General features: G+C 37.4%; 21 protein-coding genes and 4 tRNA genes. 23 read left to right on the top strand and 2 right to left on the bottom strand.

What is annotated here, in order from left to right; all coding sequences use genetic code 11:
* The first annotated feature begins 55 nt into the window (after positions 1–55).
* Genes ACYQ0E_RS07310 through ACYQ0E_RS07295 form a run of 4 tightly spaced genes read left to right on the top strand, consistent with a single transcriptional unit; the run spans position 56 to position 4,623 of the window.
* A complete protein-coding gene (locus tag ACYQ0E_RS07310; protein ID WP_460187582.1) occupies positions 56–745 on the top strand; it encodes a trimeric intracellular cation channel family protein in 690 nt (229 codons plus the stop codon).
* 8 nt (positions 746–753) lie between these two features.
* Positions 754–2,004 (top strand): lipoprotein-releasing ABC transporter permease subunit, encoded by a 1,251-nt coding sequence (locus ACYQ0E_RS07305; RefSeq protein WP_460187581.1) that lies wholly within the window; start codon positions 754–756, stop codon positions 2,002–2,004.
* Complete coding sequence (gene lolD / locus ACYQ0E_RS07300) at positions 1,997–2,692, top strand: lipoprotein-releasing ABC transporter ATP-binding protein LolD (protein ID WP_460187580.1); 696 nt, start codon at positions 1,997–1,999, stop codon at positions 2,690–2,692. Before ACYQ0E_RS07305 ends, lolD begins: the two co-directional genes overlap by 8 nt.
* A 14-nt stretch (positions 2,693–2,706) precedes the next feature.
* The gene (locus ACYQ0E_RS07295) at positions 2,707–4,623 is read left to right on the top strand and encodes an ATP-binding cassette domain-containing protein (protein ID WP_460187579.1); all 1,917 of its coding nucleotides are present in this window, start codon (positions 2,707–2,709) and stop codon (positions 4,621–4,623) included.
* An 89-nt stretch (positions 4,624–4,712) separates the two neighbouring features.
* Here ACYQ0E_RS07295 and ACYQ0E_RS07290 read toward each other — a convergent pair whose 3' ends face one another.
* Positions 4,713–4,916, bottom strand: a complete 204-nt coding sequence (locus ACYQ0E_RS07290; RefSeq protein ID WP_460187578.1) for a YgaP family membrane protein — start codon at positions 4,914–4,916, stop codon at positions 4,713–4,715.
* Between the two features lie 453 nt (positions 4,917–5,369).
* Between ACYQ0E_RS07290 and tig the strand changes: the two genes are divergently transcribed.
* From tig to ACYQ0E_RS07245, 9 genes are all read left to right on the top strand, one after another.
* On the top strand, positions 5,370–6,683 hold the full coding sequence (gene tig / locus ACYQ0E_RS07285; RefSeq protein WP_460187577.1) for a trigger factor: 1,314 nt from the start codon (positions 5,370–5,372) through the stop codon (positions 6,681–6,683).
* 147 nt (positions 6,684–6,830) lie between these two features.
* Positions 6,831–7,430 carry an ATP-dependent Clp endopeptidase proteolytic subunit ClpP gene (clpP, locus tag ACYQ0E_RS07280; protein WP_460187576.1) on the top strand — a complete coding sequence of 200 codons (600 nt, stop codon included), beginning with the start codon at positions 6,831–6,833 and terminating at the stop codon, positions 7,428–7,430.
* Positions 7,431–7,441: 11 nt separating this feature from the next.
* Entirely contained in the window at positions 7,442–8,701 is a 1,260-nt protein-coding gene (gene clpX / locus ACYQ0E_RS07275; protein WP_460187575.1) for an ATP-dependent Clp protease ATP-binding subunit ClpX, read from the top strand.
* Positions 8,702–8,822: 121 nt separating this feature from the next.
* Positions 8,823–11,243 (top strand): endopeptidase La, encoded by a 2,421-nt coding sequence (lon, locus tag ACYQ0E_RS07270; protein WP_460187574.1) that lies wholly within the window; start codon positions 8,823–8,825, stop codon positions 11,241–11,243.
* Between the two features lie 109 nt (positions 11,244–11,352).
* Entirely contained in the window at positions 11,353–11,625 is a 273-nt protein-coding gene (locus tag ACYQ0E_RS07265) for an HU family DNA-binding protein (RefSeq protein WP_460187573.1), read from the top strand.
* A gap of 137 nt (positions 11,626–11,762) precedes the next feature.
* Positions 11,763–11,838: transfer RNA gene (locus tag ACYQ0E_RS07260), tRNA-Val, on the top strand.
* Between the two features lies 1 nt (position 11,839).
* Positions 11,840–11,916: transfer RNA gene (locus ACYQ0E_RS07255), tRNA-Asp, on the top strand.
* Positions 11,917–12,027: 111 nt separating this feature from the next.
* Positions 12,028–12,103 (top strand) — tRNA-Val (locus ACYQ0E_RS07250).
* An 8-nt stretch (positions 12,104–12,111) separates the two neighbouring features.
* A tRNA-Asp gene (locus tag ACYQ0E_RS07245) sits at positions 12,112–12,188 on the top strand.
* A 434-nt stretch (positions 12,189–12,622) separates the two neighbouring features.
* Here ACYQ0E_RS07245 and ACYQ0E_RS07240 read toward each other — a convergent pair.
* Positions 12,623–13,402 (bottom strand): enoyl-ACP reductase FabI, encoded by a 780-nt coding sequence (locus tag ACYQ0E_RS07240; protein ID WP_460187572.1) that lies wholly within the window; start codon positions 13,400–13,402, stop codon positions 12,623–12,625.
* Positions 13,403–13,713: 311 nt separating this feature from the next.
* Between ACYQ0E_RS07240 and ACYQ0E_RS07235 the strand changes: the two genes are divergently transcribed.
* From ACYQ0E_RS07235 to ACYQ0E_RS07190, 10 genes are all read left to right on the top strand, one after another.
* Positions 13,714–15,951, top strand: coding sequence for an ABC transporter substrate-binding protein (locus ACYQ0E_RS07235; RefSeq protein ID WP_460187571.1), 2,238 nt, complete (start codon positions 13,714–13,716; stop codon positions 15,949–15,951).
* Positions 15,951–16,928 carry an ABC transporter permease gene (locus ACYQ0E_RS07230; RefSeq protein ID WP_460187570.1) on the top strand — a complete coding sequence of 326 codons (978 nt, stop codon included), beginning with the start codon at positions 15,951–15,953 and terminating at the stop codon, positions 16,926–16,928. The genes ACYQ0E_RS07235 and ACYQ0E_RS07230 overlap by 1 nt, the downstream gene beginning before the upstream one ends.
* Entirely contained in the window at positions 16,925–18,289 is a 1,365-nt protein-coding gene (locus ACYQ0E_RS07225; protein ID WP_460187569.1) for an ABC transporter permease, read from the top strand. The genes ACYQ0E_RS07230 and ACYQ0E_RS07225 overlap by 4 nt, the downstream gene beginning before the upstream one ends.
* An 8-nt stretch (positions 18,290–18,297) precedes the next feature.
* Entirely contained in the window at positions 18,298–19,941 is a 1,644-nt protein-coding gene (locus tag ACYQ0E_RS07220) for an ABC transporter ATP-binding protein (RefSeq protein WP_460187568.1), read from the top strand.
* A 570-nt stretch (positions 19,942–20,511) separates the two neighbouring features.
* The gene (locus ACYQ0E_RS07215; protein ID WP_460187567.1) at positions 20,512–21,426 is read left to right on the top strand and encodes a diguanylate cyclase domain-containing protein; all 915 of its coding nucleotides are present in this window, start codon (positions 20,512–20,514) and stop codon (positions 21,424–21,426) included.
* A gap of 102 nt (positions 21,427–21,528) precedes the next feature.
* Positions 21,529–21,858 (top strand): hypothetical protein, encoded by a 330-nt coding sequence (locus ACYQ0E_RS07210; protein ID WP_460187566.1) that lies wholly within the window; start codon positions 21,529–21,531, stop codon positions 21,856–21,858.
* Positions 21,859–22,148: 290 nt separating this feature from the next.
* A complete protein-coding gene (locus ACYQ0E_RS07205; RefSeq protein WP_460187565.1) occupies positions 22,149–23,168 on the top strand; it encodes a sodium:calcium antiporter in 1,020 nt (339 codons plus the stop codon).
* Between the two features lie 100 nt (positions 23,169–23,268).
* Entirely contained in the window at positions 23,269–23,679 is a 411-nt protein-coding gene (locus ACYQ0E_RS07200; RefSeq protein ID WP_460187564.1) for an acyl-CoA thioesterase, read from the top strand.
* Positions 23,680–23,876: 197 nt separating this feature from the next.
* Positions 23,877–24,377 carry a fimbrial protein gene (locus ACYQ0E_RS07195; protein WP_460187563.1) on the top strand — a complete coding sequence of 167 codons (501 nt, stop codon included), beginning with the start codon at positions 23,877–23,879 and terminating at the stop codon, positions 24,375–24,377.
* 320 nt (positions 24,378–24,697) lie between these two features.
* Positions 24,698–25,648, top strand: coding sequence for a hypothetical protein (locus ACYQ0E_RS07190; protein ID WP_460187562.1), 951 nt, complete (start codon positions 24,698–24,700; stop codon positions 25,646–25,648).
* The last annotated feature ends 30 nt before the right edge of the window (positions 25,649–25,678 follow it).

Genomic DNA, 25,678 nt, shown 5'->3' with positions numbered 1-25,678 from the left:
AACGCCCTCAATTAGCAGGGCGTTTTTTTTTGCCCTCGTTTATAATATGCGACCTATGACACTCGCACTCACTCTCTATTATCTTGACCTTGTTGGTACTGCAGTATTTGCTATTACTGGGCTTCTGGCTGCCCGCCGTAAAGAGCTTGATCTTTTTGGAGCAATTGTTATTGCCATGGTTACCGCTATTGGCGGAGGTACTTTACGTGACCTGATTATTGATGTGCCTGTTTTTTGGACACAGAACGATATTTATATTTATGTTGTTGTTATTGCAGCATTGTTGCTATTTTTCTTAGCACGTTTTCGACGTTTACCAATTAAACTACTCTTATTTTTAGATGCACTTGGTTTAGCTGTTTTTACAGTAATTGGTACTCAAAAGGCCATGGCTCTTGGTTTTTCTGACCCAATTGCCATTATGACAGGTATTATGACAGGGGTTGTGGGCGGTGTAATACGTGATGTTCTCGTTGGAGAGGTACCGCTAGTTTTTCGTAAAGAAATCTATGCCACCGCTTCTTTTGTTGGCGCGAGTATATTTTTATTAATGGTACATTTTTCTATCGATACTGACATAGCGGTTGTTCTTTCAATTTTAATCACGTTGGTGATGCGAGTGTGGGCCATTATGTATAACATTGAATTACCCGTGTTTATCTCTTATAAACCTAGAGAAATAACACAAAAAACTTCACAAGATGACGTAAACTCACTTACAAATAATAAGAAAACGGATGAGTAAAATACACTATGTTTAAATTACCTTATGAGCTGTCACTCGGATTGAAATACACTCGAGCAAAGAGAAGAAACGGGTTTATCTCATTTATTTCACTATCTTCTATGCTGGGAATTGCCTTAGGTGTAACAGCGTTAATCACTGTGTTGTCGATAATGAATGGTTTTCAAGACGAATTGCGTGATCGCATCCTTGGAATGACTGCACACATGACGATTAATGAAAAAAATAACCGTCTAAATGATTGGAACTCTTTGTACAACCAGGTTATTAATCAACCGCATGTTAATGGCGCGGCTCCCAATATTATGGAGCAAGGTATGCTGACGAATGGTGGCAAGGTTAACGGGGTTGCTGTTAGAGGAATATTACCTGAGTTTGAGGGGCAGGTTGCCGATATTGAAACCAAAATGGTATTTGGTTCACTAAAAGATTTACAACCCAAAAAATACAATGTGATTTTAGGGTCTGAACTGGCGGTTTCATTAGGTGTATCTCTGGGGGATAAAGTCACCTTAATTGCGCCGCAAGGCAGTGTTTCACCCGTTGGTATTGTTCCTAGAATTAAACGTTTTACGGTTTCAGGTATTTTTGAAGCTGGTATGCATGAATACGATAGCGGACTAGCGATTATTAATATTGAAGATGCGCAAAAAGTATTTAAATACGGTAATGCCGTAAGTGGTTTACAGTTAAAACTCGATGATATGTTTAATGTAGGCGAAGTAAAAGATGAATTAGCTAAAGTGGTTGATAAGGTCATGTATATGCGTGACTGGCGTCAACAACACTCTAACTTTTTTAAAGCCATAGAAATGGAAAAACGCATGATGTTTATTGTGCTAACACTCATTATTATGGTGGCGGCATTTAACATTGTATCAACCATGGTAATGGTGGTTACAGACAAACAAAGCGATATTGCGGTATTAAGAACCATTGGCGCAACCCCGATGAGTATTCAAATTATCTTTATTGTGCAAGGTTTAATTATTGGGTTACTGGGTGTTGTTTTGGGGATTATTGGCGGTTTAAGTTTGGCATTAAATATTGATGTTATTGTGCCGTTTATTGAAAACTTACTTGGCTTTAAGTTTTTCCCGCCTGATGTTTATTACATTAGTACCGTACCTTCTAAATTGGAATGGTCTGATGTTTGGTATATAACCAGTCTGGCATTTTTATTAACTTTATTGGCGACACTTTACCCGGCCAGAAAAGCCTCAAAAGTAAATCCTGCGGAGGCTTTGCGTTATGAATGATTCAGAACAAACACTTGTTTTACAAGCAATGGGATTATCAAAAACCTATAAAGATGGTGATTTAGAAACTCAAGTTTTTTCTGATATTGATTTTCAGCTTAAAGCCGGTGAAAAAGTGGCGATTGTTGGAGCATCTGGATCAGGTAAAAGTACGTTGCTGCATTTATTGGCGGGTTTAGATTCGCCAAGTAACGGTAAAGTATTATTAAAAGGCGCGGTTTTTTCTTCTGAATCGGATGTAGTTCGTGGCAAACTTAGAAATAAGCATATGGGGTTTGTTTATCAATTTCACCATTTGTTTTCAGAATTAACAGCGGTTGAAAATGTAATGATGCCATTGCAGATTAGAAGAACGCCAGTTAAAGAAGCTGAAGCTAAAGCCAAGAAGTTGCTTGAAAAAGTAGGTTTATCTCACCGTGCTTTACATAAACCGAGCGAATTATCGGGTGGTGAGCGTCAAAGAGTTGCTATTGCTAGAGCCTTAATTACCGAACCTTCGTGTATTTTGGCCGACGAACCAACTGGAAACTTAGATTATATGGCGGCAGAGCAAGTGTTTGATTTATTGGTAAACTTAAATACTGAGTTAAATACGGCTTTATTGATTGTTACGCATGATAGAAATCTTGCTGCAAAAATGGATCGCCAAGTTGTTTTGCTTGATGGTCAAATCTCGACTTCTGAATAAAAGTAAATATCTCTGTGTTAACTCTTCAAAACTTATCCATTAGAGCGGGGATTAAACCGCTTTTAGATTCTGCAACCCTTACAATTCATCCAGGCCAAAAAATTGGTTTAATTGGTCAGAATGGTGTGGGTAAAACCTCTCTTTTTAAAGCGATTCTAAATGAATTACCAATTGAAGCTGGTCATATTGATTTACCTGCTAGTTGGTTAATAGGCTGTGTTGAACAAGAAGTAGCCGCTAAAGAAATTAACGCACTTGAATATGTAACCTATGGTGATAGCTTATTTGCCAAGTATACTGAGCGAGTTAAACAGTACCAAGCTGAAGAAAATCATACAGCCATGGTAGAAGCTTATGATGCATTAGATAAAATTGCAGGTTATCTCGTACCGAATAAAGCTAAACAGCTTTTATATGGTTTGGGTTTTAAAGACAGTGATTTTATTAAAAATCTTTCTGAATTTTCTGGTGGTTGGCAAGTGCGTTTAAAGCTGGCTAGAGCCTTAATGCAGCGTGCAGATTTATTATTGTTAGATGAACCTACTAACCACCTTGATATTGAAGCGGTCGCTTGGCTTGAGCAATGGCTAAAGTCTTATGAAGGTGCGGTTATTATTATATCGCATGATCGTGATTTTTTAGATCAAGTGGTGCAAGGTATCGCCCATATTCATAATCAAAAAATTTACTATTACTCAGGTAATTTTGCCGCTTTTGAACGTCAACGCAATGAACAGTTAATGCAACAACAAGCTTTGCACGATAAACAAAAGCAACAGATGCAACATCTAAAAAGCTTTATTGAACGTTTTAAAGCCAAAGCCAGTAAAGCCAAACAAGCACAAAGTCGTGTAAAAGCCTTAGAAAGAATGGAAGAAGTGGCTGCTGTTCAAGCTATGAATCCATTTGTTTTTAAATTTTTATCGCCAGATCACCAACCCGATCCAATGATGAATATTCAACATATTTCATTTGCTTACCAAGATAAAGTGATTCTAGATGAAGTTGATTTAGTGTTAAGAGCGGGTGATAGAATTGGTTTAGTGGGGGTTAACGGTTCAGGTAAAACAACTTTATTAAAACAGTTAGTGGGTGAATTAACACCTCAGTCGGGTAAGGTTGTAATTAGTAAAGGTGTCAAAATTGGTTATTTCTCTCAGCACCAAATAGAATCTTTGCACTTTGATCAGAGCCCTTTACAGCATATCTTAAGTCAAGAAAATGCACCAACAGACCAAGAGGCTAGAGACTTTTTAGGCCAGTTTGGTTTTTCAAATACTCAGTGTTTAGATACAATCAAAACTTTTTCTGGTGGTGAAAAAGCGCGTTTAGCCTTAGCGATTATTGTTTACCAAAAACCCAATCTTATTATCTTAGATGAACCAACTAACCATTTGGATATGGATACGCGTGATGCTTTAGATATGGCTATTCAAGATTTTTTAGGTGCGGTTATATTAGTGAGCCACGATAAGCACTTATTGGCCAGTATTTCAGATCAATTTTGGTGGGTTCATAATGGTAAAGTTACCCCATTTAATGGTGATTTAGACAGTTATTTAACTCAGCAGTTAAAAGCAATTAAGGCTCATGAAGCCCAAAATAAACCGACCAGGCCTGGTAAAAGTAAAAAAGAGTTAAGACAAGAAAATGCCCAGCAACGTAAATTGTTAGAAGCGAAAATAAAACCATACCAAAAAGAAATTACACAACTAGAAAAGCTTATGGAAGGGTTGCAAAAACAAGTAGCTGAATGCCATCTGTTAATGGAAGACGAAACTTTATATGAAGCACAAAATAAAGAAAAATTAGCTGAAAGCATAAAACAACAAGCTGTAGCCAGTCAAAAGTTGGAAGAAGCAGAGATGCGTTGGTTAGAATTACAAGAATTTATTGAAGAAATTAAAGCTGAAATGCAAATTGAAGAGTAGATTTGTGATGATGTTTAACGAGTAATGAAAATCTATATTTTAACATTCAACCCTGTCACGAATTATCTAGGGTTGAATATTGAAATTGATTAACGAAAAACAGGGCCGTGTTTAAAACCTAATTTACGTAAAATCATTACCATAGGGCAAAAACCGGTAATGCCTGAAAACATTAAATTAGCACCAACAAAACCTGCTAAGTACAACCATTCTGGTGTGTGGTAAACACTTAATATCGTGCTGACTAAAACCATGGTTCCTGCAACCAATAATACAATTCTTTCAATTGTCATTTGAATTTCCTTAGATATTGAGTTAATTCACTCTTAATTATACGTTTTAACTTATATGTCTGTTGTGTCAAATAAGCTATAAATCTGGCGGATGATTCTATCAGTTTTTTATATTTACTCAAGAAAAGGCAAGAAAATACTCTTTTTCTTATTGTTTTTGTTAGATTTTATGACTTTCCCTTTAAATTTACCGCTTAATTCCGTATAATCCCATGTCTAATTTTTACCGATTAAGAAAAGGCTATAAATGCTTTTCTTGGTTAAATCCATGTTGAGATTCTATTTATTATTAAAAGAACTTGTTGGGTAGAACGCTATAAATATTGCTGACAAATGATTAAACGGCTGATCGTTGATCTAATAATCAAAAAATAAGTTATTACGTTATCCTTCAAACATTCTTTTAAATATAGAACTCTTAAACCTAAAAACATCGAACTTTGAGATTTAAAAATGCAAGTAACTGTAGAAAAACCAGAACAAGGTCTTGAGCACAAAATGACGGTAACGTTTCCATCTGACACTTTAAGCTCAGATGTTGAAAAGCGTTTAAATGAAATTCGTCGTACCATCAAAATGGATGGTTTCCGTCCAGGTAAAGTACCTTTAAACGTTGTAAAAAAACGCCACGGTGCCCAAGTGCATCAAGAAGTAATGGGCGAAGCTTTACAGAAAGCATTTTACGATGCTGTTGAAAAAGAAGCACTTCAAGTTGCTGGTTATCCAATGTTTGATGACCTAGACGATAAGGATGGATCTGTTACTTTTATCGCACGTTTTGAAGTTTATCCTGAAATTACCGTTCCAGAGTTTTCAGGCGTAAAAGTAGAAATCACTGAAGCCGCTGTTACAGATAAAGATGTTGATAATATGATTACTCGTCTACGTGAACAGCGTATGGCTTGGAAACCTTCAAAAAGTGGGGCTAAAAAAGCCAAAATCGGTGAGCAAGTCATTATTGATTTTGTAGGTAAGATTGGTGGTGAAGTGTTTGACGGTGGTTCAGCACAAGACGTACCTTTAGAACTTGGTTCTGGTCGTATGATTCCTGGTTTTGAAGATGGCATCGTTGGTATGAAAAAGGGTGAAGAAAAAGCAATTGAAGTTGTTTTCCCTGACGATTACCAAGCAGATACTCTTAAAGGTAAAACGGCTACTTTTGATATTACCGTTCACTCAATCTCAACTAAAGTACTTCCAGAAATTGATGAAGAATTTGTTAAATCATTTGGTATCGAAGATGGAACTGAAGCCTCTTTAACTAAAGAAATCAAAGACAGTATGGAAAAAGAACTTTCTCGTGCTGTTGAAAGCTCAAACCGTACAGCGGCTTTAGATGCTTTACAAGCTATTGTTGATGTTGAATTACCTAAATCATTAGTTGATCAAGAAATTAAAAACTTAATGGACCGTGCGGTACAAAACTTACAACAGCAAGGTATGAAGCCAGAAGACGTTAATATCGAAGCGGCTCAGTTTGAAGAAGAAGCTAAAAACCGTGTTAAATTAGGTTTAGTCCTAGGTGATATCATTAAAACAAATAAACTTGAAGCGTCTAATGAAGAAGTTGAAGCTTATATTGCTGAACAAGCCTCTTCATATGAAGATCCTGCTGAAGTAATTGGTTGGTATGCTCAAAACCCAGGTGCACGTTCTGAAATTCGTGCGGTTTTAGTAGAAGGTAAAGTGGCTGCTAAAATTATTGATGAAGCAAAAGTGAAAAAAGTGAAAAAAGCATTTGATGAAGTAATTAATTCACCTATGTAAATCACGTTTGATTTATCAAAAAACTTAATCCTGGGCATAAAATTTCAATTTGTGTCTGGGGTTAAGTTTTTTTTTGCCTCAGAAAAGGCTAAGATACCCACAAAGACAAATTAAATAAAAAACATCTAATAGGAAATACAGCAGAATATGGATAACATGATTCAAAATGCACTTGTACCGATGGTTATAGAGCAAACCAGTCGCGGTGAGCGTTCGTACGATATTTATTCAAGACTATTAAAAGAGCGTGTTATCTTTTTAGTAGGCCAGGTTGAAGATCATATGGCGAATTTAATTGTGGCGCAAATGCTGTTCTTAGAGTCAGAAAATCCAGAGAAAGATATTCACCTATATATTAATTCACCGGGTGGAAGCGTGACCGCGGGTATGGCAATTTATGACACTATGCGTTTTATTAAGCCAGACGTAACCACTATGTGTATTGGTCAAGCAGCAAGTATGGGCTCTTTCTTATTGTCTGCAGGAGCTAAAGGTAAGCGTTTTGCATTACCTAATTCTCGTGTCATGATTCACCAGCCTTTAGGTGGTTTTCAAGGGCAGGCAAGTGATATTCAAATTCATGCGCAAGAAATTATGCAAATTAAAAATAAGCTTAATACGGCGTTGGCAGAACACACTGGCCAAGATATTAAAACCATTGAGCAAGATACAGATCGAGATAATTTTATGAGTGCTGACCAGGCATGTGATTATGGTTTGATTGATAAAGTACTGACAAATCGTTAAGGCAAATAAAGATGAGTGAAGACAAAACCCTATATTGTTCATTTTGTGGAAAAGGACAAGATGAAGTCAGAAAATTAATTGCAGGCCCTTCGGTTTACATTTGTGATGAATGTGTTGAGCTATGTAACGATATTCTAAGAGAAGAATTTGGTGAAGAAGACATAAGCCAGTTTGAATTAGAAAACCTACCAACACCACATGAAATCAGCCATATTTTGGATGACTACGTTATTGGCCAGTTTAATGCTAAAAAAGTTTTGTCGGTAGCTGTTTATAACCATTACAAGCGTTTACAAAACGCTCATGTTAAAGATGATGTTGAGTTAACCAAAAGTAATATCTTATTAATTGGTCCAACCGGTTCAGGTAAAACATTGCTGGCTCAAACCTTAGCAAGATTATTAGACGTACCGTTTGCCATTGCAGATGCCACAACGTTAACCGAAGCAGGTTATGTTGGTGAAGATGTTGAAAGTATTGTTTTAAAGCTTTTACAGCGTTGTGATAATGACCCTGAAAAAGCAGAGCGCGGTATTATCTATATTGATGAAATTGATAAGATTACACGTAAATCTGAAAACCCATCTATTACCCGTGATGTTTCAGGTGAAGGTGTTCAGCAAGCGTTACTAAAATTGGTAGAAGGGACGATTGCATCCGTTCCTCCTCAAGGTGGTCGTAAGCATCCAAACCAAGATATGATTCAGGTCGATACGTCTAAAATCTTATTTATTGTGGGCGGTGCTTTTGAAGGTCTAGATAAAATTATTGACCAGCGTACAGAAACCAATATTGGTATTGGCTTCTCTGCAGAAGTTAAAACAAAAGAAAATCGTTTAACCTTAAGTCAAAAATTTCAAAAAATTGAGCCTGAAGATTTAATTAAATTTGGTTTAATTCCTGAATTTGTTGGGCGTTTGCCAATGATTGCTTCTTTAGAAGAGCTTGATGAAGAAGCATTAATTAAAATTTTAACTGAGCCAAAAAATGCCTTGGTTAAGCAGTTCCAAAAAATGTTTGAACTTGAAGGGGCTGAATTACAGTTCCGTAAAGACGCATTAACAGAGATTGCACGCATGGCCATTGAACGTAAAACAGGGGCTCGTGGATTACGCTCAATCATGGAGCAATTATTGCTTGATACAATGTATGACCTTCCAAGCTTGAAAAATGTAGAAAAGGTCGTTATTAATAAAGCAGTAATACAAGGCAAGAAAGCACCGATATTAATGTATCAAGAAGAATTGCCAAAAGTAGCTTCAAGTGAATAGACGAGTTTAAAACAAAATAAATTATTGATGTTTTAACCCAGCTATATGCTGGGTTTTTTAAAGGTAAATTTTGCCTAAAACGCGCTAAAACGGCCAATTTACCTAAGACAAGGAATAAAAAATGGATATTGATCAAGTAAGTATGAAAATGGATGTATTGGTTTTACCATTACGAGACGTGGTCGTTTTTCCAGGAAATGTAATGCCTTTATTTGTAGGTAGGGAAAAATCTATCCACGCCCTGAACGAAGCCATGCAGGGTGATAAACAAATCTTTTTAGTGACTCAAAAGAGTGCAGAGTTAGACGTCCCTTCGTTAGAAGACTTATATACAGTCGGGACAATGGCAAATATTTTGCAGTTACTTAAATTGCCTGATGGCACGGTTAAAGTCTTAGTTGAAGGTGTTCAGCGTTTTAAATTAACCGGTTTGCACGTGGAAAATAACGTACTACTTGGTGATATTGCTGAAATTGAAGCCAATTCAGACAATGAAGTTGATACCGTTGTATTAATGAGAGCCTTAAATGATCGCTTTCAATTCTTTGCAGACCTTAAAAAGAAAATTCCTTCAGAAGTAAAAACCTCGGTTAAGAAAGAAACTGATCCAGATAGGATGGTTGATTTGATTTCAGTAAACTTAAAGCTGAGTGTTGAAGAAAAGCAAGTTTTGTTAGAACTAACGTCGGTGAGTGAGCGTTTAGAACGTGTATTAGCGATGATTGAAACTGAACTAGAAATGCTTGAGTCTGAAAAAAGAATTACAACGCGTGTTAAAAAGCAGATGGATAAAACACAGCGTGAATACTACTTAAATGAAAAGATTAAAGCCATTCATAGTGAGTTAGCAGGTGGTGATGAAGCCGTTGTTAATGAAATGGATGCCATTGCTGAACGTATTGAAAAATCAGGCATGCCTGCAGAAGCAAATAAAAAAGCGACGGCAGAGTTAAAGAAACTCAAAATGATGCCTGCACAGTCGTCTGAAGCGACCGTAGTACGAAACTATCTTGACTGGGTGATTGATTTACCATGGAAGAAGCGTAGCCGAGTTTCTAACGATTTAAGCAAAGCTGAAGATATTTTAGATTTACAACATTACGGGCTAGAAAAAGTCAAAGAACGTATTGTTGAGTATTTAGCTGTGCAAAAACGTGTTAAAAAAATGAAAGGGCCTATATTGTGTTTGGTAGGGCCTCCTGGTGTAGGTAAAACCTCTTTAGCACGCTCAATTGCAGAAGCAACCAACCGTAAATATGTTCGTATGTCTTTAGGTGGTGTGCGTGATGAAGCTGAGATACGTGGGCATCGTAAAACCTATATTGGTGCGCTTCCGGGTAAAATTATTCAAAAAATGCAAACAGCGGGTACTAAAAATCCACTGTTTTTATTAGATGAAATCGACAAAATGTCGAGTGATATGCGTGGCGATCCAGCTTCAGCGTTACTTGAAGTATTAGACCCAGAACAAAACAGCACGTTTAATGACCATTATTTAGAAATAGATTACGACTTGTCTGATGTTATGTTTGTGGCAACGTCTAACTCTATGGATATTCCAGAAGCCTTATTGGACCGAATGGAAGTCATTAATCTATCGGGTTATACCGAGCCTGAAAAGTTGAATATCGCACAAAAACATCTTTTACCAAGAGCCATTAAAGACCATGGTCTTAAAAAAGATGAGTTAATTATTTCAGAAAAAGCGATTTTAGGCATTATTCAAACCTATACACGTGAGGCAGGAGTTCGTCTTTTAGCGCGTGAACTCGCTAAAATTTGCCGTAAAGCAGTCAAAAAAATCGTAACCAGTAAAGAAAAGCTTACACAAATTACCGTGACTGAAAATGAGCTTGAAGAATATTTAGGCGTTGCGCGTTACCGAGTAGGTTTGGCAGATTCAGAAAATAGAATAGGGCAGGTCTCTGGTTTGGCCTGGACACGTGTGGGTGGCGATTTATTAAGAATCGAGGCTACTGCCATGCCTGGTAAAGGTAAATTATCCAGTACAGGGCAGCTTGGTAGTGTTATGCAAGAGTCTGTTCAGGCCGCCATGAGCGTTATTAGAAGTCGTTCTAATGCTCTAGGCTTGGCTGAAGACTTTTATGAGACTAATGATCTGCATTTGCACTTTCCTGAAGGTGCTATTAAAAAAGATGGACCAAGTGCCGGTATCGCGATTTGTACAGCAATTACTTCGGTGCTTACTAAAACACCCGTAAAAGCCAATGTGGCGATGACAGGGGAGATAACTCTTAGAGGAGAGGTCTTACCTATTGGTGGTTTAAAAGAGAAGTTATTGGCTGCTTTACGTGGTGGAATTAAAACGGTCTTAATTCCACACGACAATGTAAGAGATTTAGCCGATGTACCCGATGAAGTGAAAAATAAGATCGATATTCACCCTGTTAGATGGGTAGATGAAGTCTTAGAATTGGCATTAGTAACCATGCCAAAGCCATTAGCAGAAACCACTAAGGCCATTACTTATTCTGATGAAAAAGCCAAAAAAACGGTGGAAAAGGCTTCAAATCGACATTAAATGCTAAAAATACGTTTTTTTACTTGACACCATTTGGTGATGATTGCTATAAATGCAATAGCCAAAAGGTGGTGGATAAAAAATACATTAAAAACTCATGGAGATAAAAATGAATAAATCTGAATTAGTAAGTGCAATCGCAGAAGAAGCCGGTCTAACAAAAGCAGACGCAGCTAAAGCATTAGACGCAACCGTTGCTTCAATCACTAAAGCTATGAGCTCTGGTGATTCAGTTGCTATCATTGGTTTCGGTACTTTCAAAGTAGGCGATCGTTCTGCACGTACTGGTCGTAACCCTCAAACAGGTGCTGAGATGCAAATTCCTGCAGCTAAAGTACCTAAGTTTACAGCTGGTAAAGCACTAAAAGAAGCTGTTAACTAATTGATGTTAAAAGGGCTGTCAAAAAAATGAAAAAAAACATTTAAATTTTATTGACATGCTCTCCCATAACTCTATAATACGCCACATCAATTAAGCACTGCAGCACAGACCATACGGGATGTAGAGCAAGTTTAATTGGGTGATTAGCTCAGTTGGGAGAGCATCGCCCTTACAAGGCGAGGGTCACTGGTTCGAGCCCAGTATCACCCACCATGGAGTAGTAGCTCAGCTGGTTAGAGTACCTGCCTGTCACGCAGGGTGTCGAGGGTTCGAATCCCTTCTATTCCGCCATATTTAAAGCTAGTTTTTTGACTAGCTTTTTTATTGCAAATCTTCAGGAGTTTGCAGTAATACAAAACATAGAAGTTATTCGCAAGAATGTAAAACTTTTATGTCTATCCTGGGTGATTAGCTCAGTTGGGAGAGCATCGCCCTTACAAGGCGAGGGTCACTGGTTCGAGCCCAGTATCACCCACCATACAATTCGGAGTAGTAGCTCAGCTGGTTAGAGTACCTGCCTGTCACGCAGGGTGTCGAGGGTTCGAATCCCTTCTATTCCGCCATTATATGAAAAGCCGTTAGATTTTAATCTAGCGGCTTTTTTTATATCTAAATTTCGTCTTTATGTGTTAGTGCATCCTTTGATTAATAAAAAAATATTTTTACCACGAAGACACGAAGAACTCTAAAATCTAAGTTTGGTTTTGTTTAATGATATAACCAATCTAAAATAATCGGGCATTCGTCCTAAAACTGTATTCATAAAGTGTTATTGACACATAAATAATGAATGAACTATCTTATCTAATTGTTTTCACTCATTTCTTAAATCTTCGCGCCTTCGTGTCTTCGTGGTTCATTTTTTAGAGTAAATATCGTTAATGGAGCTAATAAATAAATTTTAGACATAAAAAAACCGCATTGCTGCGGTTTTGGTTTTTACCAGGCCTGGTAAAGCTGGTAAAAGGCTAAAGCTATGTTTAACTAGCTTGAAAGACTAGCTTGATGCGGTAATATTGTAACCACCATCAACATAAGTGATTTCACCTGTAATACCTGACGCTAAGTCAGAACATAAGAAAGCGGCGGTATTACCCACTTCTTCAATCGATACATTGCGACGTAAAGGCGTAGCTTGCGCTGCTTTGTCTAACATGCTTCTAAAATCTTTAATTCCCGCAGCCGCAAGGGTACGAATAGGGCCGGCAGATACCGCATTAACACGAATACCATCTTGACCAAGATCTGCTGCTAAATAGCGTACAGTGGCTTCTAAAGAGGCTTTGGCAATACCCATAACGTTGTAGTTTGGTACGGCACGTTCTGCGCCTAAGTAAGAAACAGTCATAACCGAACCATTTTTAGCTTTAAGCATGTTATAGGCGGCTTTAGTACAAGCGGTTAAGCTGTATGCGCTAATGTCATGTGCAATGCCAAAACCGGCACGGGTAGAGGCGTCAATCATGCGTCCTTCAAGTTCTTCTCTTGGTGCAAAAGCAACAGAGTGAACCAAAATATCTAAACCGTCTGTCCAAGATTCGGCTAGTTTTGCAAAAGTGGCATCAAGTTCAGCATCACTCGCTACGTCTAAAGGCAATACAATGGTAGAACCCAATTCATCTGCAATTTTTTCTACACGACCTTTTAGTTTTTCATTTTGGTAGGTAAGGGCAATTTCTGCACCTTGTTCATGCATTTGTTTTGCAATGCCATAAGCGATAGATTTATTATTTGCGACACCGATGATTAAGGCTTTTTTTCCTGAAAGGAACCCCATATTGTTCTCCAATATTTGATTTATGAACGATTGATCTCAATATTAAAAAGCTCTTAATAACGATGAAATGCTTATGCATTAAAAAGTTTGACTGTTTAAGAAAGAGATCATTTAATTTATACGCATTATAACGCCAAATTATTGGTTATAATGCCTGAAGTTACTAAAATCGTTATCTATCGCTTTGTCGTGTTTACAATCTGTTTGTAATTACGAACTAATAAATTAAATAACGATTTACCAGGCCTGGTAAATTTATTTAAAAATAATAAAATTCCAGATTTAATAACTTATATTTACAAGAAATATCTATGTTAAACAGAGTCTATTTTAATACAATTAAGCGCTTGTTATTTATAGGATTACTGTTTTTACAACTTCTCACATTCTCTTCTTTATCGCACGCTAATAACTGGAATGCGCCTTATACCGATCAGCAGGTTAAGGAAGAAACATTATTCAGTTCTTTTAGTTCGCCACCCAAACATTTAGACCCTGTTGTTTCTTACAATGCGAATGAGTGGGCCATTTTATCGCAGATTTATGAACCACCTTTGCAGTATCAATATTTTAAACGTCCTTATACGGTTGAGCCTTTAACGCTTAAAGCCATGCCGACGATTCAATACTTAAATCAATTCAATAAGGTTGTAGCGTCAGGTGCTAAAAATATTGCTTTTACGGAATACAGTTTTGAGCTAAAAAAAGGCATGTATTTTCATAATCATCCTGCTTTTGCAAAAGATGCACAAGGTAATTTTGTATATGACAAGTTAAGCGATCAGCAGTTGAGTGACGTTAATAGTGTTTTTGATTTTAAACAGCAAGCTAGCCGAGAACTGGTTGCCAGTGATTATGTTTATGCCATAAAACGTATGGCTTTACGTCAAAATCATTCGCCTGTTTTAGACTCTATGCAATCCTATATTGTGGGATTAAAAGCCTATTCGCAAAAGGTAACGAGTGATTTTACCGAACAACTAAAAGAAAGCGGTGGGCAATCTAAAACGACTTTTTATGATTTAAATAAGTTTTCCATAAGTGGTGTTCAAGTTATTGATAAATATCATTTTAAAATAAAAATAAAAGGTCAGTATCCGCAGTTTTTATATTGGTTAACAATGAACTTTTTTGCACCAATTCCATGGGAGGCAGACAAGTTTTATAAACAACCAGGCCTGGTAAAACGTAATATTTCTTTAGATACATCACCTATTGGAACAGGCCCTTATTACCTTGCAGAAAATAATCCAAACCGTGTAATGCGTTTGGTAGCAAATGAGACTTATCACGATGCTTTTTATCCAAGTACAGGCCTGCCAAAAGACGCAGATGTTAATTTATTAAACGATGCAGGCAAAAAATTGCCGTTTATAAAACAAGTGGTGTTTACCTTAGAAAAAGAGAGCGTCCCCCTATGGAATAAGTTCTTGCAAGGTTATTACGATGCTTCAGGGGTGAGTTCTGATAGTTTTGACCAAGCGGTTTCTGTATCGGGTTCAGGTAATATGAATTTAACACCCGAGATGAAACAACGCGGTATTCAGTTTTTAAGCCAAATTCAGCCAACCATTTTTTATTTTGGTTTTAATATGGCTGACCCGGTTATTGGTGGTTATTCAAAAAAACAGCAAAAATTGAGACAGGCCATTAGCATTGCCGTGAACTTTGAAGAGTATATTTCTATTTTCTTAAATGGTCGTGGGGTCGTGGCTCAAGGGCCAATTCCTCCTGGCATATTTGGGCATGCTGATGATTCTGAAGGTATTAATAAATATGTGTACAACCTAGATAAAGATCAGATAAAACGTAAATCCATAGAGTACGCTAAAAAACTCTTGGTAGAAGCAGGGTACCCTAATGGACGTAAAGCTGATGGTACGGCATTAACCCTGCATTACGACACTGCAGCCACAGGGCCAGATAGCCAGTCAGAATTAAATTGGTACCGCAAACAGTTTGCTAAATTAGGGATTAATTTAATTATAAGAGCCACCGATTACAACCGTTTTCAAGACAAGGTAAGGCAAGCTAAAGTACAAATGTTTTCTTGGGGCTGGAACGCTGATTATCCCGACCCAGAAAACTTTTTATTTTTGCTTTACGGTGGTAATGCCGTCATTCATACCAAAGGTAGCGGTATAAATAGTGCCAATTACGATAATCCAGAGTTTAATCGTTTATTTAAAAAAATGAAAACCATGGCAAACACCCCACAGCGTTTGGCGATTATTCATAAAATGGTTCAAATTGCTCAAAAAGATTCGCCGTGGATTTGGGGATTTAACCCTAAATCATTAGCTTTGTATCACAGTTGGTTAAAAAACGTGTACCCCAACGCATTGGCTAATAACACCACAAAATACAAACGTATTGATGTGCAAGATCGTTACCAAAAACAACAAGAGTGGAATAAACCGATTATTTGGCCATTAATTTTAGTGGCTTTAATTGCCTTGCTTTCTATTTGGCCATTAAAACAAGCTTATAAAAAACGTCAATTAAACGTATTAGCTGCGCCCAAAACTGACACAAAAGGAGGGCGTTAATGTTTGCTTATATTGTAAGACGCATGCTATTTGCCGTGCCTATTTTGTTAGGAGTTAACCTTATTACCTTTGCACTGTTTTTTATGGTTAATACGCCAGATGATATGGCTCGTGCACAATTAGGAGCAAAACAAACTACACCCGAAATGATACAGGCTTGGAAGGTGAGTCATGGTTATGATAAACCGTTATTTGTAAATAGTAATGAATCGGGTCTAAATACGCTTACTGACACGTTATTTGTAAAAGAATCGGTTAAATTATTTAGTTTTGACTTTGGTCAGTCCGATTCTGGGCGACAAATATCAGCTGATATTTATGAACGTATGTGGCCAAGTTTAGCCATTGCCTTACCCACGTTTATTATTGGTTTAGTCACCAATATTGCCTTAGCATTACTGATTGTTTTGTTTAGAGGCTCCACACTCGACAGCGTAACCATGGCGGTTGCCGTAGGTATTATGTCGATTTCAGGTTTATTTTATATTATTGCAGGCCAGGTGTTATTTAGTAAAACCTGGCATTGGGTACCAATATCCGGTTATGCCGATGGTTTAGAAGGGCTTAAATTTGTTATTTTGCCGGTGTTCATTGGTGTTTTTGCTGGTATTGGTGCTGGGCTTCGTTGGTATCGAAGTATCTTTTTAGAAGAAATCACTAAAGACTATGTACGTACCGCCAGAGCAAAAGGATTATCAGAAATTAAAGTGTTATTTGGGCATGTCTTGCAAAATGGTTTATTGCCAATTTTAACCGGCGTTGTAGTGGTGATACCTACCTTATTTATGGGAAGTTTGATTATGGAATCTTTCTTTGCCATACCAGGCCTGGGAAGTTACACCATTGATGCTATTCAATCACAAGACTTTGGTATTGTTAAAGCCATGGTCTTTTTAGGCTCGGTTCTTTATATTATTGGCTTAATTCTTACCGATATTTCTTATACCTATTTTGACCCAAGAGTGAAGCTGTCATGACCCCAGTATTTTTATGGACAGACATGATGATTTGGGGGCTATTTGCACTGCTCATTATTGGTGTGTGGCAAATACTAAAAGATCCACAAAAAAAAGGGCAATGGCACAAGGTGTTTCAATCTAAAACGGCCATGGCTTCAATAATGGTGTTAATGGTGTATTTTGTGATTGCACTAATGGATTCGGCCCATTTTAAGGTTGCCCCAAGTGATAACCAAACTAACCATAAAGAATTAACCAGTGTTTTAGATTTAAGCCTAGCGCATTTAATTAAAAATGCCGAGCGAACCTATTCAGCACCGTTTGCTCTAAATGAGTACAGCTCTAGTATTGTTTATGATGAATCAGGCCAAGTTAAACAAGTCTATTTGCCATTAAAACATGTGGCAAATCATATCGATAGAGACGATAGTAAAGTTGTAAACGATGTTTTAAAACAAACAGGTTATGCCTTTATAAACAGTGCGATTTTTATATTTGTATTGTTAGTCATATTCCGATTAATGGTGCGTGGCAAAAAAGCGAGCACTCCCGTTAAACCTTATCAATTACCAATAAAAACCGCCTTATTAACGCTATTTATTATTGTGTTTTTGGGCAGTAGCTTGTATTTACTCAGTTTTGATTATCATGTACTTGGCACCAATAAAGTGGGTGAAGACGTTTTTTATAACTCCCTTAAAAGCATTCGCACTGGTGTATTAATTGGTGGTTTAACCTCCATTGTTATGTTGCCGTTAGCGTTAATTTTAGGGATTAGTGCAGGTTATTTTAAAGGTTGGATTGATGATGTAATTCAATATTTTTACACCACGTTAAACTCCATACCTGGCGTATTATTAATTGCCGCTGCCGTGCTCGTCATGCAATCTATTATGAGCACCCATAGCGATTGGTTTAGCAGTACCGAAGAACGTGCCGATATGCGTTTACTGTTTTTAATTTTAATTTTAGGTATGACAAGTTGGACAGGTCTATGCCGTTTGCTTAGAGCCGAAACCTTAAAAATTAGCCAAATAGAATACGTGACTGCCGCAAGGGCTTTTGGTGTAAAACCATTTACCATTATCAGAAAACATATCTTGCCAAACCTTGTGCATTTAATACTTATTGCATTGGTTTTAGATTTTAGCGGCTTAGTGTTGGCCGAGGCTGTTTTATCTTACGTGGGCGTGGGTGTAGACCCAACCATGCCAAGTTGGGGTAATATGATTAACCAAGCCAGATTAGAAATGGCACGTGAACCCATGGTTTGGTGGTCACTGCTTTCTGCGTTTAGTTTTATGTTTATTTTAGTATTAGCCGCAAACCTTTTTGCCGACCGCGTGCAATGGGTACTTAACCCAAGATCAGAGAAATAGGAACCCAAATGTCTCAATCAACTATCTCTACAACAGCTACTGTTTTAAGCGTTAAAAACCTCGTGTTAAATGTAGGCGAGCAGTGCTTAATTAATGACATTAGTTTTGATATTAAATCAGGCGAAATTTTTGCATTAGTGGGAGAGTCGGGGAGCGGTAAATCCTTAACGAGTTTAGCCATTATGCGTTTACTACCAGAAGCTCTAAGCATTGGCAGTGGGCAAATTAACCTCCATCAGCAAAATCTATTTCAACTGCCTGAATACCAAATGCAAAAAGTGCGTGGTAAACAAGTTGCCATGATTTTTCAAGAACCTATGACATCACTCAACCCAGTCATGAAAGTAGGCGACCAAGTAGCCGAGGTGCTACGTTTGCATTTAGGTTTAAACAGCAAACAAGCCAGAGAAAAAGTGGTGTCTTTATTTGAAGAAGTCGGTATTCCAGAATCTAAAGAGCGTTATGACTGGTATCCGCATCAACTTTCAGGCGGGCAAAAACAACGCGTTATGATTGCCATGGCATTAGCCTGTGAGCCTGATTTACTGATTGCGGATGAACCCACTACGGCGTTAGATGTGACCATTCAAGCGCAAGTATTGCAACTGCTCAAGGAAATTCGCAATAAACGTGGCCTCGCGATTCTGTTTATTACACACGATATGGGCGTGGTATATGAAATGGCCGATACGGTTGCGGTTATGAAACAAGGCGAAATTTTAGAACAAGCTGAAAAAGAAAGCTTCTTTAACAACGCCACGCATCCTTACACACAAAAACTCTTGCAAGATGCGGTACCTAAACAAATTCTAAAACCTACAAAAGATTCTGAAAAATTACTTGAACTTACTGATTTAAAAGTACATTTCCCAATTAAAAAAGGGCTATTTCAACGTACTGTTGGCATGGTAAAAGCGGTTGATGGCGTAAGTTTAAGTATTGAAAAAGGGCAAACGCTAGCCCTTGTAGGCGAATCTGGTTCAGGCAAAAGTACGATTGGCCAAGCCATTTTAAGATTGGTAAACGCCACCGATGGCGCGGTTTCTTATGTATCAGATAATCAAGAAGTTCAACTTACAGAGCTAACTGAAAGACAAATGAAACCGTTGCGTAAAAAAATACAGGTCATTTTTCAAGACCCATTTTCAGCGCTAAATCCCCGCATGACCATCAGTGAAATCATTAGAGAAGGCATGGTAAGCTTAAAAGTAGGTAGTCAGAATAAGCAAGATCAAGACAAACGTATTGATGAACTACTCGAACAAGTCGGGCTGTTAATCGAACACAAACACCGCTACCCACATGAATTTTCAGGTGGTCAACGCCAGCGTATTGGTATTGCTAGAGCTTTAGCGGTAGAACCCGAACTCATTATTTGTGATGAACCTACCAGTGCATTAGATGTAACCGTACGAGCGCAAGTTCTTGCTTTGCTAGAAGATTTACAGAAAAAATACCAGCTTTCCTACCTGTTTATTACCCATGATTTATCCATTATTCCGACCATTGCCCATAAGGTAGCGGTAATGCAAAACGGCAAAGTAGTCGAACATGGAACTGTAGAACAAATCATGCACAATCCCCAACAAGACTACACAAAACAGCTGCTTAACTCCGCACCTGAATTGATTCGTAAGGTTATGTTTGCTTAAAGATAGATTTACCCCAAAGATACGAATGCACAAAGTTTTTTAAAGTGATTTAAATCTCTTTTTACCAGGCCTGGTAAAAAAGCAATTTGTTACCTTGATTATCTTATATAAGTATTAGCTATCAATATGTATAGATTGAGAAAAAGGATAGTAACTTTTAATAAACAACTTAATACATTATTAAAGTATTTGTGATTTATACTAAAAGTTAAATATAAAAAATATAGCGTATTCAGTGGGGCTAAAAATAAGCTATTTTTGCGATGATATCGGCTATAAATTCCCCACAAGATAGGCTTGTTGTACACAATCAATATAAAGCATGCTTTAAGGCTCATGAACCAATGTTTACTTTCATTACTTGTGTTAAACGCAAAGTGTAGTAATCTGTTTAAAACGGTCAAATATTGAATTTTACAGAGATTATTTATGGAAAATAGCACCAAAGCAACGAACGCTTTAGTAGAAACAGGCTACTGGATTAGCCAATCTTTTTTCTTGGGTATCGTCTTAGCATTGGTGCTGTTGTTTCTGGCTGGTACGTGGTATTTTCTTTATCTTCGCCGTGCGATGGCAGTGCAAAATGTCTTAATGCAGAGTTTGCAAGAGAGTGCAGTTTCGTTTCGTTATCTTGTTGAAAATGCGCATGAAGGTATAGCGGTAGTGCAAGAAGCACGGCTGGTATACCTAAACCCTCGTATGTGCGAAATGAGTGGGTATGATGAAGCTGAACTTAAAGCTTTGCCGTCTTTTATGCCTTTAATCCATCCATCTGTTCAAGATGAGATGATGGCTAATTATCTGCGCCGCGTAGCAGGAGAAGACGCTCCGCAACGCTATGAAAGCCTTTTTTTGCGAAAGGATGGAGCCAGTTATCCTATTGAACTCAGTGGCGTAGCCATTGTTTGGGGTGGAAAGCCAGCAACGCTTAATATGCTCACTGATATCTCCGCACGAAAAGCGGCTGAAGAAAAGATTCTGTATCTCGCCCACCATGATGATCTTACAGGGCTTGTTAATCGCGCTGTATTGAATGAGCGTATCAAGCAAACCATTGGTTTGGCTCAGCGAAGTAATGACCCTTTTGCGGTGTTATTCATTGACCTTAATGCTTTTAAACAAGTAAATGACACCTACGGACACGAGGTGGGAGATATTGTTTTGCAACAAGCGGCTTTGCGCATTAAACAGCAACTAAGAGACACTGATACTTTGGCACGTATTGGTGGGGATGAATTTGTCGTCTTGTTGGCTCAAATAAAAGACAATCAAGATGTGAAACAAATTATGCTTCGCATTAAAGAGAGTATGGCAGAACGCTTTCAGATTAAGGATTATGAGCTATATTGCCATGTCAGTCAGGGGGCTGCCGTATACCCGGAAGATGGAACAACGGTAGAAACATTATTGAGTCAAGCCGATAAAAATATGTATGCGGATAAGTGTGGCGATGATGTAAGCAATAACAGCCACTCTCCAGCATAATTTCAACTGAAATCAAGTAAGACGGTGTCATTATAAATTTGTAATCAAAGTAAAATTAAATTTTGTATTTATTGGTTAATCATTAATAAAAAAAGGTTAAAAATGGAAAAACAAAAACATTCTGGGCTTGGGATAGCGTCATTTATTTTAAGTATTGCTTCGGCAGTATTTATATTTTTACTGGTGGCTATAGCGGGCATTATAGAAGCAAGTAACCCAACCGGTATGGACGAAGAATCTGCGGCGGCGGTAATGATTGGTCTTTTTCTATTTATATTTTTGGGCGGAGCGCTTGTTGCGCTTGGTTTAGGGATTGCTGGCCTTTTTCAAAAAGAGAGGCAGAAGATTTTTGCCATTCTTGGAGTTGTATTTTCTGTGGTGACATTATTGGGTACGGTTCTTTTAATCATGATTGGTCTTTCAATGGGTTAAGTAAAAGTTTAAATAATTAACAAAGTTCGGTTAAGGGACTGTAATAAAAACAGCCTATTTACAATGCGTTAACGTTCTTTGTTAATTGTATTTTATAAATACTTTTCTACCTCTTCACAGGATTTACCCGATGCCTACAACATTTAGATGGCACAGGGCATACCAGGCCTGGTAAATTTCATAACAAACCAATAATTATTAAGGTTAGAGTACAATGAAATTAGCACGTTATTGGCGTGGTTTAGTAACGTATAAGTGCTTTGTTCTCCGTCTAATTATTCTAGGGTAATATGTTTACTTCTTTAACGCTTAGTATTATTGCTTTTGTTACCGCAGCTTTGGTTATTGTTATTGCGGGCAGTAAACTGGCTAAACAGGCGGATGCTTTGGCTGACCAAACGGGGTTGGGTGAAGCTTTGTTTGGGGTTTTGTTTTTAGCGGGCGTGACTTCTTTACCTGATTTTGCGGCAACCTTAAGTGCGGCGGTTGATTCTCGTCCAGATTTGGCCATGAGTAATGTGATGGGCAGCATGGCGGTGAATTTGGTTTTTCTTGGTGTAGCTGATATTTTTTACAGAAAAGCGAATTTAGAACATGCGGCGGCATCTACTGTTAATTTGGTGCTAGCAGGGTTGCTAATTGTATTATTAACCTTGCCATTAATTGCTGTTTTTACTCCGTCCTATACTCAATGGGGCGTGCATCCTATTACGCCAGTGATTGTTTTGGCTTATTTATTTGGTCTTCACCTTGTTCATCGCACTCAAACAAAACCTATGTGGTTTCCACGGCAAACTCATCAAACCGTAACAGATAAACCTGAAAAGCATTCTCATAAACCGTTAAATCATGTGTGGTTTGGTTTTATTAGTATGGCGATTTTAACGGGAGTAGCAGGTTGGTTTTTAATGGAATCAGCCAAGACAATTGCCGATCAATCAGGCATATCTGACACTTTAGTGGGTGGTTTATTCACGGCCCTTGCAACATCTACGCCAGAATTGGTTACGACGATTGCGGCAATACGTATTGGCGCTTTAACCTTAGCGGTTAGTAATATTTTTGGTACAAACTGTTTTAATATGCTGGTTATTGCAACAGCAGATGTGGGCTATTCGGAAGGCTCTATTTATCATGATATGGCGCCTGTTCAGATGACTTGGGGGTTAATTAGCATTTTAATGACGGCTATTCTAATGGTAGGCATGGTTAGGCGAGAGACTTATGGAATTGGTCGAATTGGCTTTGAAAGCGCTTTAATTTTAGGCGTCTATGCCATTGCACTTAGTATGATTGTAATGAGTGCGTGATTTATTTTTCTTTGTTAAAACTGGCCACAAATAGTTGAAAAATAAGCGTAATCTTCAACTTTAATATTTAGATTAAAACAAAAACTTTAAAAGGTGTTACATGTATTCAACGTTTGAAACAGAAATTAGCGTGCGCCCAGATGATATCGATTTAAATAATCATGTTCATAGTTCAAAATATCAAGATTACCTGTTTGTGGCACGTTATATACAGATGAAAGAAAATTATAAAATGTCTATGGAGCTGTTTACAGAACGTGGCTATTCTTGGGTGGTTTCAGAGTTTAGTATTCAGTATAAACGAGAAATTACGCTTTCCGATCAAACGGTAAAGGTTAAAACCCAAATTCAAGAAATAAAAGGGGCTAATGTTGTGGTCAGTTTTTGGATTTTAAAATCCAAAAATAATAAAATTGCAGCACAAGGCCAGGCTATCTATACCATGAAATCTTTACAAACAGGACGTTCTACCCAGATTCCCGAAGATATTATTAAGTATTATGAAATTTAAGATTCAAGATGTTTTATAAGGTAAATAGTGTTGTAAAATGATTTTGTGCAGAATTAAATTTTTTCTGTTTTTAAAGCGCTAAAGTGCAACGTAAACACGGCATATTTAGTTTAGTTATTGAATATTTTAAGCTTAATATATGCAGAAGATTCAAATGATTTTCTGTGTTTTTTATAGGTAATGAAGGTGAACAAATTATGAAACGTAACATTATTTTCGCATCTGTCGTAGCTTCTGTATTTAGTGCTAACGCTTTTGCTTTAGAAGCCCAATTTGCGGATAAAGCATGGGGCGGTAGTAATATACCTGAAGGGCAACAATGCCAAAAATTTGGTGGCAATAACCCTGCAACACCAAAATTGATTGTGAGTGATATTCCAGCAGGTTCTGATGCCATTGCGTTGGAATACAGTGATCGTGATTATAAAAAGATGAATAATGGCGGACATGGCAAAATGCGTTTTGCACTGAATTCAACAGCAAGCAAAGTAGAAATACCTTCTGTACCAGGGCATTCATTTTCCCTGCCAGCAGGGTTTACAATAATTGAAGAACATCGTAGCCCAGGTTGGGATAAAGCGGGCGCTTATATGCCACCGTGTTCAGGCGGAAAAGGGCATGCGTATTATGTAACCATTAAAACACTTAAGGGCGATAAAGTAACAGCCACTACCCGCTTAGAGATGGGTAAATATTAAGAATTTTTAGTCTATAAGGCTAATTCACTTTAACCAGGCCATGAGCGGGAATGATCTCCGTAAATGGCTTGAGTTTAATAGCAAAAGATTTTTATAAAAAACGGTTTCACTTCACGCTTTTTGATTAGCGCAAATTAGAATAAAAAATCCGTTCAATAAAAAACGATATATTTTATATATTTACATAATATAGTTGCTCTTGTTTTTACCAGGCCTGGTAAAAATATTATTTGATGTTTTTAACCCATTTAATCCTTTTAACCCATTTAATCCTTTTAACTCTTTTAACCCGATATATTTAAATAACATGGATTATTAATATGAGATATTTATTGTTGGTTAGTTTATCTGTGTTTAGCTTAAATTGCTTTTCTGCAACTAATTTATATACGGGCTCTGGCATTGCTATTAAGGGTGCAGCACAAGTTAAAACTCAAAACTTATTTACTTGTGAATTTGGCAATTCAAGATTGTCGCCAGTTGGATTAAAAACAGCAGGCAACAATACAGGCGACAATACTTATACCGTGCCTGCAAACGTACAGTATAAAAAACAATACTTTGCTTCTGATCTTTATAATCAATGCACTCAAGTACAGCCAAGTTCATTGGCTGAAGTAGATATAACGGATATACCGGTGATAGAAATTGATAAAGATGGAGAGATAATTACAGGTTATATTTTTGCCGATAATTATTTTGAATTGTATGTAAACGGCAAATTGGTTGGCGTTGATTCCGTGCCTTTTACCCCATTTAATTCAAGTGTTGTTCGCTTTAAAGTCAAAAAGCCGTATGACATTGCCGTAAAGGTTGTTGATTGGGAAGAAAACTCTGGAATTGGTAGCGAAAATAACAGAGGTAACCCATATCATCCTGGTGACGGTGGTTTTATTGCAAGCTTTTCAGATGGCACAGTGACGGATTCTACCTGGCATGCTCAAACTTACTATACATCACCCGTTTCAGACTTAAGTTGTTTAGAAGAAATAGGTTCTAAACGCCTATCTAATAAATGCCTTAAAAAAAGTACTAATAACTCAAGCAATGCTTACTCTTTGCATTGGGATATTCCAGTAAACTGGCAAATAAGCCAAGCCTATTTAAACTGGCCAAAAGCCACAACCTTTACTGAAGAACAAATTGGAGTAGATAACAAACCGGCGTATATGAACTTTAGAGAAAAGTTTGGGGCAGGTGGTGCAAGCTTTATTTGGTCAACTAATGTGGTATTAGATAATTTGGTGCTTTTAAGGTATCACGTAAAATAAAGCCCATTTACCAATAAAATTTTTAACAAA

It is taken from the genome of Thiomicrorhabdus hydrogeniphila, from assembly GCF_054656895.1.
The sequence above is the reverse complement of the archived record's forward strand: the minus strand, read 5'-3'. Positions and strand labels throughout refer to the sequence as shown.

What these genes read in the sequence shown, in the direction of transcription:
- ACYQ0E_RS07310 (WP_460187582.1), top strand. Translation starts at nt 56, where the DNA reads ATGACACTCGCACTCACTCTCTATTATCTTGACCTTGTTGGTACTGCA.
- ACYQ0E_RS07305 (WP_460187581.1), top strand. Translation starts at nt 754, where the DNA reads ATGTTTAAATTACCTTATGAGCTGTCACTCGGATTGAAATACACTCGA.
- lolD (WP_460187580.1), top strand. Translation starts at nt 1,997, where the DNA reads ATGAATGATTCAGAACAAACACTTGTTTTACAAGCAATGGGATTATCA.
- ACYQ0E_RS07290 (WP_460187578.1), bottom strand. Translation starts at nt 4,916, where the DNA reads ATGACAATTGAAAGAATTGTATTATTGGTTGCAGGAACCATGGTTTTA.
- tig (WP_460187577.1), top strand. Translation starts at nt 5,370, where the DNA reads ATGCAAGTAACTGTAGAAAAACCAGAACAAGGTCTTGAGCACAAAATG.
- clpP (WP_460187576.1), top strand. Translation starts at nt 6,831, where the DNA reads ATGGATAACATGATTCAAAATGCACTTGTACCGATGGTTATAGAGCAA.
- clpX (WP_460187575.1), top strand. Translation starts at nt 7,442, where the DNA reads ATGAGTGAAGACAAAACCCTATATTGTTCATTTTGTGGAAAAGGACAA.
- lon (WP_460187574.1), top strand. Translation starts at nt 8,823, where the DNA reads ATGGATATTGATCAAGTAAGTATGAAAATGGATGTATTGGTTTTACCA.
- ACYQ0E_RS07265 (WP_460187573.1), top strand. Translation starts at nt 11,353, where the DNA reads ATGAATAAATCTGAATTAGTAAGTGCAATCGCAGAAGAAGCCGGTCTA.
- ACYQ0E_RS07240 (WP_460187572.1), bottom strand. Translation starts at nt 13,402, where the DNA reads ATGGGGTTCCTTTCAGGAAAAAAAGCCTTAATCATCGGTGTCGCAAAT.
- ACYQ0E_RS07235 (WP_460187571.1), top strand. Translation starts at nt 13,714, where the DNA reads ATGTTAAACAGAGTCTATTTTAATACAATTAAGCGCTTGTTATTTATA.
- ACYQ0E_RS07230 (WP_460187570.1), top strand. Translation starts at nt 15,951, where the DNA reads ATGTTTGCTTATATTGTAAGACGCATGCTATTTGCCGTGCCTATTTTG.
- ACYQ0E_RS07225 (WP_460187569.1), top strand. Translation starts at nt 16,925, where the DNA reads ATGACCCCAGTATTTTTATGGACAGACATGATGATTTGGGGGCTATTT.
- ACYQ0E_RS07220 (WP_460187568.1), top strand. Translation starts at nt 18,298, where the DNA reads ATGTCTCAATCAACTATCTCTACAACAGCTACTGTTTTAAGCGTTAAA.
- ACYQ0E_RS07215 (WP_460187567.1), top strand. Translation starts at nt 20,512, where the DNA reads ATGGCAGTGCAAAATGTCTTAATGCAGAGTTTGCAAGAGAGTGCAGTT.
- ACYQ0E_RS07210 (WP_460187566.1), top strand. Translation starts at nt 21,529, where the DNA reads ATGGAAAAACAAAAACATTCTGGGCTTGGGATAGCGTCATTTATTTTA.
- ACYQ0E_RS07205 (WP_460187565.1), top strand. Translation starts at nt 22,149, where the DNA reads ATGTTTACTTCTTTAACGCTTAGTATTATTGCTTTTGTTACCGCAGCT.
- ACYQ0E_RS07200 (WP_460187564.1), top strand. Translation starts at nt 23,269, where the DNA reads ATGTATTCAACGTTTGAAACAGAAATTAGCGTGCGCCCAGATGATATC.
- ACYQ0E_RS07195 (WP_460187563.1), top strand. Translation starts at nt 23,877, where the DNA reads ATGAAACGTAACATTATTTTCGCATCTGTCGTAGCTTCTGTATTTAGT.
- ACYQ0E_RS07190 (WP_460187562.1), top strand. Translation starts at nt 24,698, where the DNA reads ATGAGATATTTATTGTTGGTTAGTTTATCTGTGTTTAGCTTAAATTGC.